Raw genomic sequence first — 15,885 nt, 5'->3', positions numbered from 1 at the left:
GGGAGGGTCGACGTATGAGCGAGCGTCAGCGAGCGAATCATGGGCGGCAGCACGGGTCGCGGGTCTGGATGGTGACCGGGGCGTCGAGCGGGTTCGGGCGGGCGATCACGGAGGCCGCCGTGGCGGCCGGCGACGTGGTGGTGGCGACCGCCCGGCGGCCGCAGGCCCTCGGGGACCTGGTGGCCGCGCGGCCCGACCACGTCGAGGCGGTGGCGCTCGACGTCACCGACGCGGCCGCCGTCGATGCCGTCGTGGCAGATGTGGAGGCCCGCTACGGGCGGATCGACGTGCTGGTCAACAACGCCGGCCACGGCCAGGTCGGCGCGGCGGAGGAGACCACGGACGCGGAGTTGCGGTCGCTGTTCGACGTGCACGTGTTCGGTCCGGCCGCGCTGGTCCGCGCGGTGCTGCCGGGGATGCGGGCGCGTCGTGCGGGCGCGATCGTGCAGATGTCCTCGTTCGGCGGGCAGGTGGCCTACCCGGGCTTCTCGGCGTACTGCGCCACGAAGTTCGCGTTGGAGGGCTACTCGGAGGCCCTCGCCGCCGAGGTGGGCCCGCTCGGCATCGCGGTCGTCGTGGTCGAACCCGGCGCGTTCCGCACCGCGTTCGCCGGGTCGGGCCTGGTGCAGAGCGCGCGTGTCACGGAGGACTACGACGCCACGGTCGGCCCCACCCGCGACATGATCACCGGGATCGGCGGGTCGCAGCCCGGCGACCCGGCCCGGGCGGCCGCGGCGATCCTGCGCGCACTCGACGCCGATCACCCCCCGCTGCGCCTGCCGCTGGGCGACGACGCGGTCGACGGCATCCTCGGCCACCTCGACTCCGTCCGGGCGGAGGTGCACGCCTGGGAGCCGGTGTCCCGGGCGACCGGCTTCGCGCCGGAGCCGGCCGGGGCGGCCGGTGAGGCCGCTACTCCGTGAAGAACCGGGCGAGGGCCCGGGCGACCTGATCGGGGGCGTTCTCCGTGGGGATGTGGTCCGCGTCCGGGATGCGTACGAGCGTGGTCCGCGGGACCTCCGACGCGAACTTCTCGGCGTACCCCACCTTCTCGAACCGGTCGTCCTCGCCCCAGACCAGGAGCTTGGGCGTCGTCGACCGCCGCAGTGCGGGAACGAGCTCGAGCGTGTAGCGGCTGTCGGCGGCGGCCGCCATGGCGAGCCAGGAACGGCGGACCCGCGGATCGGTCCACGGGTCCAGGTAGTCGTCGATCAACGCGTCGGTGGCGGCACCGGCCAGTGCCCCCGTCGCGGCCTGCCGGCGCTCGGCGAGGAGGTCGTCGGCGGTGGTCGCCGCGACGATCCGCGGGTCCCGGAAGCGGCCCACGTGGGGCGCGGGCCAGGAGTCGTAGAGGACCGAGTTCACCAGGGCCAGCCGGGCCACCGGCAGCAGGTCGTGGACGAGGAGGTGCTGGCCGACGACGCCGCCGATGTCATGACCGGCCACGGCGACCGGTCCGGAGATCCCCAGTGCGGACGCGAACCGCGCCACCCACCCCGCGAGCGCCGGGACCGTGGCCGTCTCCGGGGTGAGCTCGCCCCCGGAGCGCCCCAGCCCGGGGAAGTCGACCGCGACGGGCCGCAGCCCGGCCTCCGCGAGACGGCCCAGCACCGGGAGCCACACCCGGCTCCAGTACGTCCCGTGCAGCAGCACCACGGCCGGACCGTCCCCCTCCGCGGTGAGGTAGCTGGCGACCTCGCCGTCGACCTGGACCGAGGTCCTGCGCACGTCCGCTCCGGTGGCTCCACCCATGGCAACCACTCTGACCCGGAGCCTGCTCCCGCCCACAGAGTCCGGAAAGACATCCATGGGTACGTTCCTGCCATGGAGCGTCATCGGGTGGTGGCCCTGCTCACCCCGCCCCAGTCGCCCTTCGAGCTCGCCTGCGCCTCCGAGGTCTTCGGCGCCGTCCCCCAGGACGTGCCGGCCCACTACGACTTCCGGATCTGCGCCGAGCACCCCGGCCCGCTACCGACCACCGTCGGCTACGCGGTCCTCGTCGACGCGGGGCTGGACGCCCTGCAGGAGGCGGACACCGTGGTCGTCCCCGGTCGGCAGCCGCCCGACGCCGCGGTGCCGCCGAGCGTCGTCGAGGCGCTGCGGGCCGCCCACGAGCGCGGGGCGAGGGTCGTCGCGATCTGCACGGGCGCGTTCGTCCTCGCCGCGGCCGGACTGCTCGACGGCCGCCGCGCCACCACCCACTGGCGCCACACCGCCCGGCTCGCCGCCGCCTTCCCCGAGGTGCAGGTGGATCCGGACGTGCTCTACGTGGACGACGGCGACGTGGCGACGAGCGCAGGCACAGGAGCGGGCATCGACCTGTGCCTGCACCTCGCGCGTTCCGACCACGGCGCGGCGTACGCCGCCGAGATCGCCCGGAACATGGTGCTGCCGCCCCACCGGGAGGGCAGCCAGCTCCAGTACGTCGCCCGGCCCACCCCCGCCCGGGCGGACGAGTCGTTGGCGCCGCTGCTGGAGTGGGCGACCTCCCGGCTCGACACCCGGCTGACCGTGGACCGGCTCGCCCGACGTGCCGGGTTGTCGAGCCGGACCCTCGCCCGGCAGTTCACCGAACAGCTCGGCACCAGCCCGGGACAGTGGCTGCTCGGCCGGCGCCTCGACGCCGCGCGGGCCCTGCTGGAGGAGACCGACCTCCCGGTCGACGCCATCGCCACCAGGGTCGGGCTCGCCTCGGCGGTCAACCTGCGCCGCCGGTTCCGAGCGCACCTGGGCACCACGCCGGGCGCCTACCGGCGCACCTTCGGCGAACCCGGGCGGCTCACCACCGGTAGTCGAGGAACTTCCCGTCGAAGGTGACGACCACGCGGTCGCCGTCGGGGTCGGGCCGGCGGGCGACGTCGACCCGGAAGTTGATGGCGCTCATGATCCCGTCGCCGAACTCCTCGTGGATGAGCTCCTTGAGCGCGGGACCGTAGACCGACAGCGCCTCGGTGAACCGGTAGATCGTGGGGTCGCTCATCAGGGCCGGATCGGTTCCCCGGGAGGGCTGCTGCTGGAGGCTCTCGGCCACCGCCGCCTCGAGGCCGAGCAGCGTGCACGCCCGTTCGGCCTGCTCGCGCGTCAGCGGGTGCTGGCCGAGCAGGGCCGCGGTCGTCCACACCGGGGGTGCGCCCAGCTCGTCGGCGATCGCGGACCAGGTCAGGCCGCGCCGTCGCCGGGCGGCGACGACGAGCTCGGCGGCATCGGACTTGCTCATGATCGGGTCGATCGTCGGCTCCTCGGATCGGTGGTGCGCACCAGGCTCGCGCGTCCTCGTGACGATCGTGTTGCGCGCACGGAACACGGTCCTGGCAGGTGGCGGGCGCTCACCGTGAGGGGGCCGTGACCTGATGATCTTCCCGCCGTCACGGCGTGGAAACGCGCGCTTCCCAGACTCGGCCGGACGCACGTGCCCGACCCAGCTGAGGAGCCGCAGATGTCCTACGTGAACCCGGCGGAGTTCGTCGGGAAGATGATCGACGCCGGTGAGGCGAAGGTCTTCATGTCGACCCGCGACACCGTGATCCGGGCATTCATGGCCGGCGCCATCCTCGCGCTGGCCGCCGCGTTCGCCGTCACGATCACGGTGCAGACGGGCAACGCACTCGTCGGGGCGCTGCTGTTCCCGGTCGGGTTCTGCATGCTGTACCTGCTCGGCTTCGACCTGCTGACCGGCGTCTTCACGCTCGTCCCGCTGGCCTGGATCGACAAGCGCCCCGGTGTCACCCTGCGCACGGTCCTGCGCAACTGGGGCCTGGTCTTCGTGGGCAACTTCGCCGGCGCGCTCACCGTCGCGCTGATGATGGCGGTGATCCTCACCTTCGGGTTCACCATGGCGCCGAACGAGGTGGGCGCGCAGCTCGGCGAGATCGGCACCTCGCGCACCGTGGGGTACGCCGACCACGGCGCCGCCGGGATGCTGACCCTGTTCCTGCGCGGCGTGCTGTGCAACTGGATGGTCTCGACCGGCGTCGTGGCCGCGATGATGTCGACGTCCGTGTCGGGAAAGGTGATCGGGATGTGGATGCCCGTCCTGGTCTTCTTCTACATGGGCTTCGAGCACTCGATCGTCAACATGTTCCTGTTCCCGTCCGGCCTGATGCTCGGCGGCGACTTCTCGGTCGTCGACTACCTGGTGTGGAACGAGATCCCCACGGTGGTCGGCAACCTCGTCGGCGGTCTCACGTTCGTCGGGCTCACGCTGTACGCCACGCACGCCCGCACCGGCGCGAACCGCAGGCGCCCGGTCCCGGTGGACGCGGGCGTGCCGGCGGAGTCGCGCCAGGCGGCGTGACGGGTCAGCGTGCGGCCGCCGCGTGCGGCACGGCAGGCGAGGCGGCATCGATCTCCTCCAGCTCCAGGTGCCGCCGGTCCGGGGCGAAGGCGATGGCCACCATCGCGATCAGCGTGGTGCCGATGGCGTAGAGGATCACCATCCACAGGCTGCCGCCCGCCCAGAGCACCATCGCCGCCGCCAGCGCGGGGGTGAAGCTCGCCAGCAGGATCGAGGCCATCTGGTAGCCGACGGAGATGCCCGAGTAGCGCACGGCCGTCGGGAACATCTCGCAGTACAGCGCCGGGAGCGGTGCGTAGACCATCGCGTGGCCCAGCGCCATGAACAGGCTCACCCCGAGCACCACGCCCACCAGTTGCCCGGTGCCGACGAGCGCGAACACCGGCCACGACGTGAGCACGATCAACGCGCCGCCGATGAGGAACGTCCGCGGCCGGCCGATGCGGTCCGAGAGCGCGCCGAACAGCGGGATCATCGCGATGTTGATCGCGGCACCCACCATCGACGCGATCAGCCCGTAGGACTGCGGAGCGCCGAGGTTCGTGGTCACGTAGGACAGCACGAACGTGGTGAACAGGTAGTAGTTGCCGGCCTCGGCGAAGCGGCCGAAGATCGTGATGAGCAGCGCCTTGCGGTGGTCGCGCAGCAGGACGGCGGCGGGTGCCTTCCGCTGCTCGAGCTCCGCGTCCATCTTCGCCTTCTCGGCCAGGAACGCCGGGCTCTCGGTGGCGCGCAGCCGGATGAACAGCCCGACCAGCGCGAGCGGGATGCTCATCAGGAACGGCAGGCGCCACCCCCACTCGCCGAACGCGTCACCGGAGATCGCCGACGCGAGGCTCACGGCGGCGGTGCCGAGCAGCAGCCCCGCCGACACGCCGATCTGCGGCCACGAGCCGAAGTAGCCGCGTCGCCGCCGCGGCGCGTTCTCCACCGCGACGATGGCCGCGCCGCCCCACTCCCCGCCGACGGCGAAGCCCTGCGCCAGCCGCAGGAGGCACAGCAGCAGCGGCGCGGCCACCCCGATCTGGGCGTGCGTCGGCAGGAAGCCGATCGCCGCCGTCGCGACCGTCATGATCGAGAAGGTGAGGATCAGCGTGGACTTGCGGCCGATCCGGTCGCCGAGGTGGCCCGCGACGAACGCCCCGACCGGCCGGGCGAGGAAGCCCACGCCGAACGACGCGAGCGACACGATCTGCGCGATGCCCGGTGGCAGGTCGGGGAAGAACAGGTGGCCGAACACCAGCGCCGCCGCCGTGCCGTAGACCGTGTACTCGTACCACTCGACGATCGCGCCGATCGTTCCGGACTGCAGGGAGCGACGCCGGAGGACCTCCGGGTCGTGGGGCGCAACGCGCATGGGCTGATCTCCGTCGATCGCAGGACGAGGGGGTCTCAGGCCTGGACCCGCTGGTAGTGGTCGGTCCAGGACAGCTGCGCCCCGGCGTACTTGGCGGCGCGCACGTCGCCGGAGCGGGCGTGGCCCTCGAACAGCTCGACCCGGGCCGCGCGCCCGCACAGCACGCCGAGCTCGGCGGAGGCGTCCTGGTCGCGGACCTCCTGGTAGGTCACGGTGCGCAGGTACATCCCGACCCAGAGCCCGCCGGTGTAGCGGGCCGCGCCGCGCGTGGGCAGCACGTGGTTGGTGCCGATGACCTTGTCGCCGTAGGAGACGCAGGTGCCCTCGCCCAGGAACAGCGCGCCGTAGGCGTGCATCTGCTCCAGCGCCTCGCGGGGGTTCTCGGTGAGGATCTGGACGTGCTCGGACGCGAAGCCGTCCGCCACGCGGTAGGCCTCGGCGAGGTCGTCGACCACGATCACCTGGCCGTGGTCGCGCCAGGCCGGGCCTGCGATGTCGCCGGTCGGCATCCCCGGGAGGATCTGCGCGATGTGGCCGAGCACCGCGTTCCCGAGGTCCTCGCTGGTGGTGACGAGGATCGCGGGGCTGTCCGGGCCGTGCTCGGCCTGCGAGAGCAGGTCGACCGCCACGACGAACGGGTCGGCGGTGTGGTCGGCGACGACCAGGATCTCGGTCGGCCCGGCGAACAGGTCGATGCCGACCTCGCCGAACAGCTGCCGCTTGGCCTCGGCGACGTAGGCGTTGCCGGGGCCGGCGAGCATGTCGACCGGTGCGATCGTCTCGGTGCCGACGCTCATGGCCGCGATCGCCTGGACGCCGCCGAGCACGTAGATCTCGTCGGCGCCTGCGAGGTGCATGGCCGCGATCGTCGCGGCGGGGATCTCGCCGCGGATCGGCGGCGTGCAGGCGACCACCCGCGGCACCCCGGCGACCTTCGCGGTCACGATCGTCATGTGGGCGCTCGCGGTGAGCGGGTAGCGCCCGCCCGGCACGTACGCGCCGACCGCCTGGACCGGCACGTGCTTCTGGCCGAGGAACACGCCGGGCTGCGTCTCGACCTCGATCTCCGCCATCGACGCCTTCTGCGCCTCGGCGAAGCGGCGGACGTTGGCCTGGACGGTCGTGATGTCCTCGATGACCTGCGGGTCGAGGGAGGCGACCAGCTCGGCGATCTGGTCGTCGGAGAGGCGGAAGCTCTCCGGCTCCCACCTGTCGAAGCGCGCGGACAGCTCGCGGACCGCGGCGTCCCCGCGCTCGCGCACGTCGGCGATGAGGCCGCGGACCGTCGTGGCGACGGTCTCGTCGGCGGCGAAGCCGGTCGCGGAGGTCGTGGCGGACTTGAGGCTGCGGGACATTCCGGCTCCGTTGCTCGCGGTTGGATACGTATCCAACGTAGGCGCGCCGCGACGCCGGGGTCAAGGGATCAGGTCAGGCGGGCGGCGCCGTCGTGCCGCGCGTCACCAGCTCGACGGGCAGCACCTCGTGGCGCGGCGGGCGCCCGGCGTCGGCCAGCCGGTCGAGCAGCAGCTCCGCGGCGACCTGGGCGATCCGGACGAGCGGCTGGCGCACGGTCGTCAGCGCCATCCGCTCCCAACCCGAGACGGGCACGTCGTCGCACCCGACGACGGACAGTGCGCCCGGGACGTCGACCCCCTCGGCGACGGCCGCGTTGAGCGCGGCGTGGGCCATGACGTCGTTCTGGCAGAACAGCGCGGTCGGCCGGTCCGGGCCGGACAGCAGCGCGCGCACGGCCGCATAGCTCTGGTCGTAGTCGAAGCCGCCCTCGACCTCGACGACCGGCAGGTCGGCCGTGAGCTCCCGGAAGCCCGCACCGCGCTGCACCGCGGTGCTGGCGCCGGGCACACCGGTGAGCATCGCCAGCCGGCGGTGGCCCAGCTCCAGCAGGTGCCCGGCCGCGAGCCGGCCGGCCTCGACGTTGTCGGCCTCCACCTGGTCGGCGGGGAAGCCGTCGATCGTGCGGTGGCACAGCACGACGGGGATGCCGTGCCCGCTGAGCCTGCCCGGCAGGGGATCGGTGGCGACGGCGGCGGTGAAGATGGCGCCCTCGACGCCTTCGCGGCGCAGCATCGCCACCCCCTCCTCGGGTGCGACCACGTCGGTCACCAGGAACAACCGCAGCCCCCGCTCGTGGAGGACGCGCTCCATCGCCTTGACCATGACGGGGTAGAAGGGGTTGGTCAGGTCGCGGATCACGACCCCGACCACGCCGGTGCGCGCACCCACGAGGCTCCGCGCGGCCTGGCTGGGCTGGAAGTCGTACTTCTCCAGCACCGCGAGCACCCGCTCCCGCGTTTGCGGGGAGACGCTCCCGCCGTTGAGCACGCGCGACACGGTGGACTGCGCGACCCGGGCCTCCCGGGCGATCTGGGTGCTGGTGACCGAGGGTCGGCGTGCCATCGGCCCTCCGGATCAGGTGACGGGAACGCCGTGATCCTAGTGCGGTGGCCGGGGCTCGGGACTCGCATGACGAACGGCACTGTCGTCGGCTAGGCGCCGACGGGAGTGCCGTTCGTCGGCTGGTGGCCTCGCGGTGTGCGCCGGACCACATGGGGTCCACAGGGTCGGTCGGAGGCGGTAGGCAGATCGCATGTGGGCACAGCAGCTGACCGGTCCCGCGACGTTGCAGCCCGTGGAGGTGCCCGCACCCGCCGCGGACGACCTGCGCCCCGGCGAGGTCCTCGTCGGCCTGGAGCACGGTGGCATCTGCGGCAGCGACCTCCCCCACTTCCGCGCCGGCGGGCGTCCGGGCGTCGTGGCCCCGCCCGGCTTCCCGCTGCACGAGATCGTCGGCCGGGTGCGGGCGTCGCGGGATCCGGGCATCGCGACGGGGGAGCGGGTGGTCGGCTGGGCGTCGGCGGCGGACGCGCTGGCCGAGCTGGTCGTCACCGCGGGATCCGGGCTGCACCCCGTCGGCGGCGACGGCAGCGGGGTGCACACCGTGGTGGCGCAGCCGCTGGCCTGCGTGCTGTACGCGGTCGACCAGCTGGGCGACGTGCGGGGCAAGCGGGCCGCGGTGCTGGGCCTCGGCGCGATCGGCCTGCTGTTCGCGTGGGCACTGCGGCAGCGCGGCGCGGCCTCCGTCGTGGGTGTCGACCCGGTCGACCGCACCGCGCACGCCACCACGTTCGGCCTGGACGAGGTGGTCGTGGCGGACAGCAGGCAGTGGGCGCAGGCCGTCGACGCCCGGCCCGACGTGATCGTGGAGGCCGTCGGGCACCAGACCTCGACGGTGGCCGACGCCGTCCACGCGGTGGCCGACCAGGGCACGGTCTACTGCTTCGGCATCCCGCTGCGGGAGTCCTACCCGATCGACCTCACCGCCGTCGTGCGCCGCAACCTGCGGATCATCGGCGGGCTCACGCTCGACCGCCGTGCCGTGCTGGGCCGCGCGCTGCAGCACCTCGATCGCGCTCCGCAGGTGGCAGCGGAGCTCGTCACGGACGTCCGGTCGGCAGCCGACGCGACCCCGGCGTACACGGCGGCGTGCACCCCGGCGGAGGGCCGCCTGAAGGCGGTGCTGGAGTTCGACCCGGCCTGAGTGGTGGGGCTCACCAGTCGTGGAGCGTTCCGTCGCGGAGGCGGTTCACCGGGAGGTACGCCGGTTCGTACTCGAACCTTCCTGCCGCTTTCCTGTCCAGTTCCACGCCGATGCCGGGGGTCTCGCCGGGGTGCAGGTAGCCGTCGGTGAAGGTGTAGGAGCGGCGGAACACCTCGTAGGTCTCCGCGCTGTGCGGCATGAACTCCTGGATCCCGAAGTTGTGGATCGCCAGGTCCAGGTGCAGGCCGGCGGCCATGCCGACGGGGGAGATGTCGGTGGGGCCGTGGATGGCGGACTTCACCTGGTACATCGCGGCGTAGTCGAACAGCTTGCGCATCGGGGTGACGCCGCCGGTGTGCGTGACGGCCGAGCGGACGTAGTCGATGAGCTGCTCGCGGATGAGGGTCTGGTAGTCGAAGGCGGTGTTGAAGACCTCGCCGATCGCCAGCGGGGTGGTGGTGTGCTCGCGGACCAGGCGCAGTGCCTCCTGGTTCTCCGCGGGCGTGCAGTCCTCGAGCCAGAACAGGTCGTAGGGCTCCAGGGCCTTGCCCAGCTTCGCCGCCTGGATCGGGGTGAGCCGGTGGTGGCAGTCGTGCAGCAGCGGCAGCTCCGGCCCGAACTCGTTCCGGACCGCCTCGAACACCGTCGGCAGGTGGCGCAGGTAGGCGCGGGTGTCCCAGGTCTCCTCGTTCGGCACCGGGTGCCGGCCCGCCGGCTCGTAGCCGCGCCCGCCGGTGGCGTCCGGGGCGGCCGAGATGCCGTAGATCGTCTCCAGACCGGGGACGCCGGACTGCACGCGGATCGAGCGGAAGCCCTCCGACAGCCGCGCCCGGATCGAGTCCATCAGCTCGGGCAGGTCGCGCCCGCTCGCGTGCCCGTAGGCCCGCGCACCGGTGCGGCTCGCCCCGCCCAGCAGCTGGTAGAGCGGCATGCCCGCGGCCTTGGCCTTGATGTCCCACAAGGCGACGTCGACGGCGGCGATCGCGGCCATCGTCACCGGCCCGCGGCGCCAGTACGCGCCGCGGTAGAGGTACTGCCAGGTGTCCTCGATGCGGTGCGCGTCGCGGCCGATCAGCAGCGGGACGACGTGGTCGCGCAGGTAGCTCGCGGCGGCGAGCTCGCGGCCGTTGAGCGTGGCGTCGCCGTAGCCGACGAGGCCGTCGTCGGTGGTGATCTCGAGGGTGACGAAGTTGCGCCCCGGGCTGGTGACGATGACGTCGGCGCCGGCGATCCGCATGGAGGTCCTTCCGGTAGGTCTCAACCCTTGGTGGCGCCGGCGGTGAGACCGGCGACGAGGTAGCGCTGCCCGAACACGGCGGCGAGCACGACGGGCACGCTCATCAGCGTGGAGGCCGCCATCAGCCCGCCCCAGTCGACGCTGGCGTAGGAGATGAAGTTGAACAGCGCCACCGGGAGCGTCTTCGTGGTCTCGTCGGAGAGGATCAGCGCGAAGATGAAGTTGTTCCAGCTGAACACGGTGGCCAGGACGCACGCGGTGGCCGTGCCCGCGGTGGCGAGCGGCAGCGAGATCCGCAGGAACGCGCCGAACGCCGAGAGCCCGTCGACGCGGCCCGCCTCCTCCAGCTCCACCGGGAGCCCCTCGAAGAAGCCGATCATGATCCAGGTGATGAGCGGCACCGAGACGAACATGTGGGACAGCACCAGCACCGTGTAGCCGCCGACCAGCTCCAGCCGGGCGAACACGTAGTACCAGGGCACCAGCAGCGAGATCGCCGGGATGATGCGCGCGATCAGCACCCAGCCGCCCGCGCGGTGCATCCCGAACCGTCCGATCGCCCACGCGGCCGGCACGGCGACCAGCGCCGACAGCACCGTCGACACCACGGCCACGATGATCGAGTTCACCATCGCGGGGAGGAACACGCCCTGGTCGAAGACCGTGCGGAAGTTCTGCAGCGTGGGCGTGAAGACGATCGCGTCGGCGGTGTTGCCGATCTGCACGTTGGTCTTGAAGGCGGCGAGCACCATCCAGACCAGCGGCAGTGCGAACACCAGGCTCACGAGCACGACCGCGGTGAGCCGCAGGCGCTCCGTCCGGCGCTTGCGCGGGTCGGGGCCGCGCGACGTCGCGGTGGCGGTCGCGGGCTCGGAAAGGGTTGCGATCATGATCCGGCCTTGTCGGAGGAGCGGGCTCGCAGGGCGACGACGATCCCGATGATCAGCACGGTGAACACGACGAGCACGGCGGCGGCGAGCCCGTACTCCTGGTAGTCGAACGTGAGGCCGTAGGCGTAGACGTTCAGGGTCTCCGCCTCGTGGCTGGAGCCGCCGCCCGCGCCCTTCGTCGCGTAGATCAGGTCGAAGGTCTTGAGCGCGTCGACGCTGCGCAGCACCAGGGCGGTGACGATCGTGGTGCCCAGCATCGGCAGGGTCACGAGCCGGAACCGCTGCCAGGCGGTGGCGCCGTCGACGAGCGCGGCCTCCTCCGGCTCCTCGGGCAGCGTGGTGAGCCCCGCGAGCAGCAGCAGCGTCATCATCGGCGTCCACTGCCAGACGTCGATGAGCACGAGCGTGGGCAGCGACTGCGTCACCGAGCCGAGGAAGGGCTGCGGCGGGATCCCGACGAGCCCGAGGATCGCGTTGGCGATGCCGACGGTCGGGTCGAGGATCAGCAGCCACAGCACGCCGACCGCCACCGGCGTGGCGAGCAGCGGGACCATCAGGATCGTGCGCACCCAGCGCATCCCGCGGAACGGGCGGCGCAGCAGCATCGCCAGCGCCAGCCCGAGCACCAGCTCGATGACGACGGCGGCCACGGTGAACACGGCCGTGCGCCAGACCGCCGGCCAGAACCGGCGCGTGTCGCCGAGGGCGTCGGCGTAGTTCGTGAGGCCGAGGAACCCCGTGTCGGCGTTGACGGCGCCGAACGCGTCGGTGGTGCTCAGCCAGACCGTGTACGCGAGCGGGAAGACGATCATCAGGCCGATGAACAGCACGGCCGGGCTGATCATCGTCCACTTCAGCCGACGGTTCTCCTGTTCGAGGGTCAGGGCCATCAGATCTTCCTCATCGGATCCTGCGCTGCCGGGCGTCCCGCACCAGGAACTCGTCGAACTCCTCCGAGGCGTCGTGCGCCTCGGCCACGACGTCCTCGCCGAGGACGGCGGCCACCATCGGGCGGCCGACGATGTCGCGGGCACGCCCGACCTGTACGACGTCGGGCCGGTCGCGGGGCACGCCGGTGGCGCTGCCGGCGACCATGGACGCGGCGAGGTCGGGCGGGAACGCCGCCCCGGCGTCGGGATCCTGCCAGGCCGAGTCCCGCGCGCCCGGCACGCCGGCCCGCTGCAGCGCGAGCACCGTCTCCGGGCTCGTGGCCCAGCGCAGGAACTCCCACGCGACGTCGCGCCGCTCGGAGAACGCGTTGACCGCCAGACCCCAGGACGCGATGTTGAACGGGCGCGAGCCGGCCGGTCCGGCGGGGAAGGGCGCGAAACCGGTGCGGTCGCCGACCAGGGACGTCTCCGGGTCGACGAAGTTGAGGTAGACCGAGTCGGCGTCGATCGCGAACGCCGCCCGGCCCTGCGCGAAGATCGGCGTGATCTGCTCGAGGCTCATGTTGGTGACGCCGAGCGGCCCGGCGTCGCGCAGCAGCCCGCCGTAGTAGGAGTAGGCGGCGACCGCCTCCGGCGTCGCGACGCCCGAGCGGCCGTCGACGACGAAGTCGCCGCCGAACGAGTACAGGTAGCTGGAGAACATGCTCACGGCGAAGTTGCGCTGCCCGCGCCCGGCGAACCCGGTCATCCCGGCGGCCGGGTCGTGCAGCCGCAGCGCCGTCTCGCGCAGCTCGTCCAGGGTGGCGGGCGGGCCGTCGGGCACGAGGTCGCGCCGGTAGTACAGCGTGGGCCGCTCGGTGACGATCGGGACGCCGAACACCCGTCCCTCGGTGGTGACCCGCTCCCGGGCGCCGGCCTGCACGTCGGACCAGTCGTAGCCGGTGTCGCCGGTGACGTGGTCGGTGAGGTCGGCGAGCCAGCCGTTGCGCGCGAACAGCAGCTGCTCCTGCAGCGGCCGGTACATCATCACGTCGACGTCCGGCGCGCTCGCGTTGAGCTTGACGTTGTAGGTCGAGGAGAGCTGGTCGGCCGTCATCGTGGAGACGACCACGCGACGGCCGCTGAGCTGCTCGAACTCGGGCAAGCGCTCCCGGATCGCGGTGGTCCAGACGTGGTTGCACAAGACGAGCCGCAGGTCGCCGTCGGGCCCGCCGCCCGAGCTGCCGCAGCCGGTGAGCCCCGCGCCGGCGAGCGCCCCGAGCGCTGCGGCGCGCAGGAATTCCCGTCGCTGAATCACGTGTCCCCCGAGTACGAACATCAGACGTCCGGACCCTACGTCAGGGTCGCCGGGCCACCGCACACACCGTCGCGCGACCGCACACACCGCCGGGCACGTGTGCGGCCTCGCGATGGTGTGTGCGGTCAGTCGCTCCAGCGGTAGCGCCGCTCGGGGCGGCCCGTTCCGCCGTAGCGCAGGCGGACCGTTGCCGCGCCGGTCGTCACGAAGTGCTCCAGGTAGCGCCGCGCGCTCACCCGCGACAGCTCGGTCCGCTCTGCGCACTCGGCGGCCGACAGGTCCCCGTCGTGCTCCCGCAGCACCTCCATGACGAGCTGCGCGGTGGGCGCGGTGAGGCCCTTCGGCAATCGGGCGGTGGCGCCCGACCGCCCGCCGAAGACGCTGTCGATGTCGTCCTGCGCGGCCCGTGAGAGCCCGGCCAGCCGTCCGCGGACCCGCGCCACGCGCTCGACGTGCTCGCGCAGCGCCGCGGCGTCGAACGGCTTCACCAGGTAGTGGGTGGCGCCGCCGTGCAGGGCCGCCGTCACCGTCACCGGGTCGTCGGCGGCCGTGATGACCAGCACGAACGGGTCGTCGGGCGCTCCCGTGCGCAGCTCGCGCAGCACCTCGATCCCGGAGCGGTCGGGCAGGTAGACGTCCAGCAGCACGAGGTCGGGGCGCAGCTCCCCGGCCAGCCGGACGGCGTCGGCGGCGGTGTGGGCGACGCCGGCGACCTCGCAGCCGGGGATCCGCGCGACGTACCCGCTGTGCACGCGGGCGACCATGAAGTCGTCGTCGACGACGAGGACGCGCATCAGGCGGCCACCGCCAGCGGCAGGCAGGCGGTGAACTCGGCGCCGCCGTCGTTGCGCAGGGTGATCGACCCGCCGCGCCGGAGGCAGACCTGCCGGGCCAGCGCCAACCCGAGCCCGCGGCCCCCGGCGTCGTGCTCGGCGGCCTTGGTGCTGAACCCGTGCCGGAACACCTCCTCGACCAGCTCCGACGCGACGCCCGGACCGGAGTCGCGCACCGTCACGCGCACGGCGTCCCCCTCCCGGCCGAAGCCGACCTCCACCCAGCCCGCGCCCGCGGCGTCCAGGGCGTTGTCGACGAGGTTGCCCACCACGGTGACGAGGTCGGCCGACAGGGCCGGGTCGCGCGCCGGGTCGACCGCGTCGAGGCGGCTGCCCAGGGCGAGCCGCAGCTGCGCCCCGCGCTCGGTGGCGAGGCTCGCCTTGGCCACCAGCAGGGCGGCCACGGCCGCGTCGCCGACGCGCGCGGTGACCTCGCGACGCCACTGGTCCGAGCCCGCGACGACGCCCGCCACGAAGCGGCGCACCTCCTCGTGCTCGCCCAGCTCGGTGAGCCCGGCGATGGTGTGCAGCCGGTTGGTGAACTCGTGCGCCTGCGCCCGCAGGGTGTCGGTGACGTGGCGCGAGGCGTCGAGGCGGTCCTCGAGCGTGGCGAGCTCGGTGCGGTCCCGCAGCGTGACGACCGCGCCGACCTGCGCCCCGTCGACGACCACCGGCATCCGGTTCAGCACCAGGACGCGGCTGCCGTGCAGCACCACCTGGTCCTCGCCGACGGCGGCACCGGTGAGCACGTCGCGCAGCCGCTCGTCCAGGTCGAGCTCGTCGATCCGCGCGCCGACCTCGCCGATGCCCAGCAGCTCGGCGGCGGCCGCGTTGCGCAGCGTGATCCGGTTCGCGCCGTCCAGCCCCAGTACCCCTTCCTTCACACCCAGCAGCATGGCCTCGCGGCGCTGCACCAGCTCCACGATCTCGGCCGGCTCCAACCCGAGGGTCTGGCGGCGCACCCGCCGGGCCAGCAGCAGCGAACCCGCCACCCCGAGCACCACCGCGACGCCCACCAGCGCCGCGGCCGGTGCGGGTGCCGCGAGCAGGCCGCTGAGCAGCGACGGCGCCTCGGCGCGGGCCGCGACGAGCCCGACCACGCGGCCCCGGTCGTCCAGCACCGGCACGTGCGCGACGACGGTGCTCCCGTCCGGGTTGCCGACCCAGGCCCGGCCGGACGGCGCCGTGCTCTCCCCGACCGGGAAGGGCTCGCCGACCTCGGCCGGGTCGGCCGCGCTGCGCACGACGAGGCCGGCGTCGGCGATCACGATCTCGTCGGCGCCCGACAGGTTGCGGGCGCTGGTGCCGAGCGCGGGCAGCGGGCCGTGGGAGCGGGTCGCGAGGCTCTCCCGCACGCCCGCGGTGGCCGCCACGTCCTCCGCGACCGACAGCATGCGCCGCCCCTGCGTCTCCCGGAACGCCGCGTTCGACTGCACGACGGCGAGCCCGGTGACGGCGACGAGCAGCAGCCCGACGATCCCGAGCTGCCAGCCCAGGAACTGCCGCGCGAGTGTCTTCGACACGGACG

At 73.1% G+C, this 15,885-nt stretch carries 15 protein-coding genes; 4 read left to right on the top strand and 11 right to left on the bottom strand.

Going from position 1 to position 15,885, the window contains the following annotated elements; all coding sequences use genetic code 11:
• The first annotated feature begins 14 nt into the window (after nt 1-14).
• Nucleotides 15-923, top strand: a complete 909-nt coding sequence (locus FB558_RS28805; protein WP_142058639.1) for an oxidoreductase — start codon at nt 15-17, stop codon at nt 921-923.
• Here FB558_RS28805 and FB558_RS28800 read toward each other — a convergent pair.
• Nucleotides 913-1,752, bottom strand: a complete 840-nt coding sequence (locus FB558_RS28800; protein WP_142058637.1) for an alpha/beta fold hydrolase — start codon at nt 1,750-1,752, stop codon at nt 913-915. The genes FB558_RS28805 and FB558_RS28800 overlap by 11 nt on opposite strands.
• A 72-nt stretch (nt 1,753-1,824) precedes the next feature.
• Between FB558_RS28800 and FB558_RS28795 the strand changes: the two genes are divergently transcribed.
• On the top strand, nt 1,825-2,817 hold the full coding sequence (locus tag FB558_RS28795; protein ID WP_142058635.1) for a GlxA family transcriptional regulator: 993 nt from the start codon (nt 1,825-1,827) through the stop codon (nt 2,815-2,817).
• Here the strand turns inward: FB558_RS28795 and cynS are convergent.
• Nucleotides 2,780-3,229, bottom strand: a complete 450-nt coding sequence (gene cynS, locus FB558_RS28790) for a cyanase (RefSeq protein WP_142059233.1) — start codon at nt 3,227-3,229, stop codon at nt 2,780-2,782. The genes FB558_RS28795 and cynS overlap by 38 nt on opposite strands.
• A gap of 207 nt (nt 3,230-3,436) precedes the next feature.
• Here cynS and FB558_RS28785 point away from each other — a divergent pair, with 207 nt between their 5' ends.
• Nucleotides 3,437-4,294 (top strand): formate/nitrite transporter family protein, encoded by an 858-nt coding sequence (locus tag FB558_RS28785; protein WP_142058633.1) that lies wholly within the window; start codon nt 3,437-3,439, stop codon nt 4,292-4,294.
• Between the two features lie 4 nt (nt 4,295-4,298).
• Here FB558_RS28785 and FB558_RS28780 read toward each other — a convergent pair whose 3' ends face one another.
• From FB558_RS28780 to FB558_RS28770, 3 genes are all read right to left on the bottom strand, one after another.
• On the bottom strand, nt 4,299-5,651 hold the full coding sequence (locus FB558_RS28780) for an MFS transporter (RefSeq protein WP_142058631.1): 1,353 nt from the start codon (nt 5,649-5,651) through the stop codon (nt 4,299-4,301).
• 35 nt (nt 5,652-5,686) lie between these two features.
• Nucleotides 5,687-7,006, bottom strand: coding sequence for a histidinol dehydrogenase (hisD, locus tag FB558_RS28775; RefSeq protein ID WP_142058629.1), 1,320 nt, complete (start codon nt 7,004-7,006; stop codon nt 5,687-5,689).
• A 73-nt stretch (nt 7,007-7,079) separates the two neighbouring features.
• A complete protein-coding gene (locus FB558_RS28770) occupies nt 7,080-8,069 on the bottom strand; it encodes a LacI family DNA-binding transcriptional regulator (protein WP_142058627.1) in 990 nt (329 codons plus the stop codon).
• A 190-nt stretch (nt 8,070-8,259) separates the two neighbouring features.
• On the opposite strand from FB558_RS28770, the gene FB558_RS28765 reads away from it, so the two are divergent.
• The gene (locus FB558_RS28765; protein ID WP_142058625.1) at nt 8,260-9,210 is read left to right on the top strand and encodes a zinc-dependent alcohol dehydrogenase; all 951 of its coding nucleotides are present in this window, start codon (nt 8,260-8,262) and stop codon (nt 9,208-9,210) included.
• 10 nt (nt 9,211-9,220) lie between these two features.
• On the opposite strand, the gene manD is transcribed toward FB558_RS28765, so the two are convergent.
• The 6 genes from manD to FB558_RS28735 all read right to left on the bottom strand — a co-directional run bounded on the left by manD (nt 9,221) and on the right by FB558_RS28735 (nt 15,880).
• Nucleotides 9,221-10,447 (bottom strand): D-mannonate dehydratase ManD, encoded by a 1,227-nt coding sequence (gene manD / locus FB558_RS28760; RefSeq protein WP_142058623.1) that lies wholly within the window; start codon nt 10,445-10,447, stop codon nt 9,221-9,223.
• 20 nt (nt 10,448-10,467) lie between these two features.
• Nucleotides 10,468-11,337: a carbohydrate ABC transporter permease gene (locus FB558_RS28755; protein ID WP_142058621.1), complete on the bottom strand. Its 870-nt coding sequence runs from the start codon at nt 11,335-11,337 to the stop codon at nt 10,468-10,470.
• Nucleotides 11,334-12,227, bottom strand: a complete 894-nt coding sequence (locus FB558_RS28750) for a carbohydrate ABC transporter permease (RefSeq protein ID WP_142058619.1) — start codon at nt 12,225-12,227, stop codon at nt 11,334-11,336. The genes FB558_RS28755 and FB558_RS28750 overlap by 4 nt, the downstream gene beginning before the upstream one ends.
• 10 nt (nt 12,228-12,237) lie before the next feature.
• A complete protein-coding gene (locus FB558_RS28745) occupies nt 12,238-13,524 on the bottom strand; it encodes an ABC transporter substrate-binding protein (RefSeq protein WP_211366893.1) in 1,287 nt (428 codons plus the stop codon).
• Nucleotides 13,525-13,649: 125 nt separating this feature from the next.
• Nucleotides 13,650-14,321 (bottom strand): response regulator, encoded by a 672-nt coding sequence (locus FB558_RS28740; protein WP_211366956.1) that lies wholly within the window; start codon nt 14,319-14,321, stop codon nt 13,650-13,652.
• Nucleotides 14,318-15,880, bottom strand: coding sequence for a sensor histidine kinase (locus FB558_RS28735; protein WP_142058613.1), 1,563 nt, complete (start codon nt 15,878-15,880; stop codon nt 14,318-14,320). Before FB558_RS28735 ends, FB558_RS28740 begins: the two co-directional genes overlap by 4 nt.
• Between the last annotated feature and the right edge of the window lie 5 nt (nt 15,881-15,885).

Origin of the sequence: Pseudonocardia kunmingensis, assembly GCF_006716445.1 — a bacterium.
GTDB lineage: Bacteria > Actinomycetota > Actinomycetes > Mycobacteriales > Pseudonocardiaceae > Pseudonocardia > Pseudonocardia kunmingensis.
Note: the sequence above shows the minus strand (reverse complement) of the source record. Positions and strands in the feature narration are given on the sequence as shown.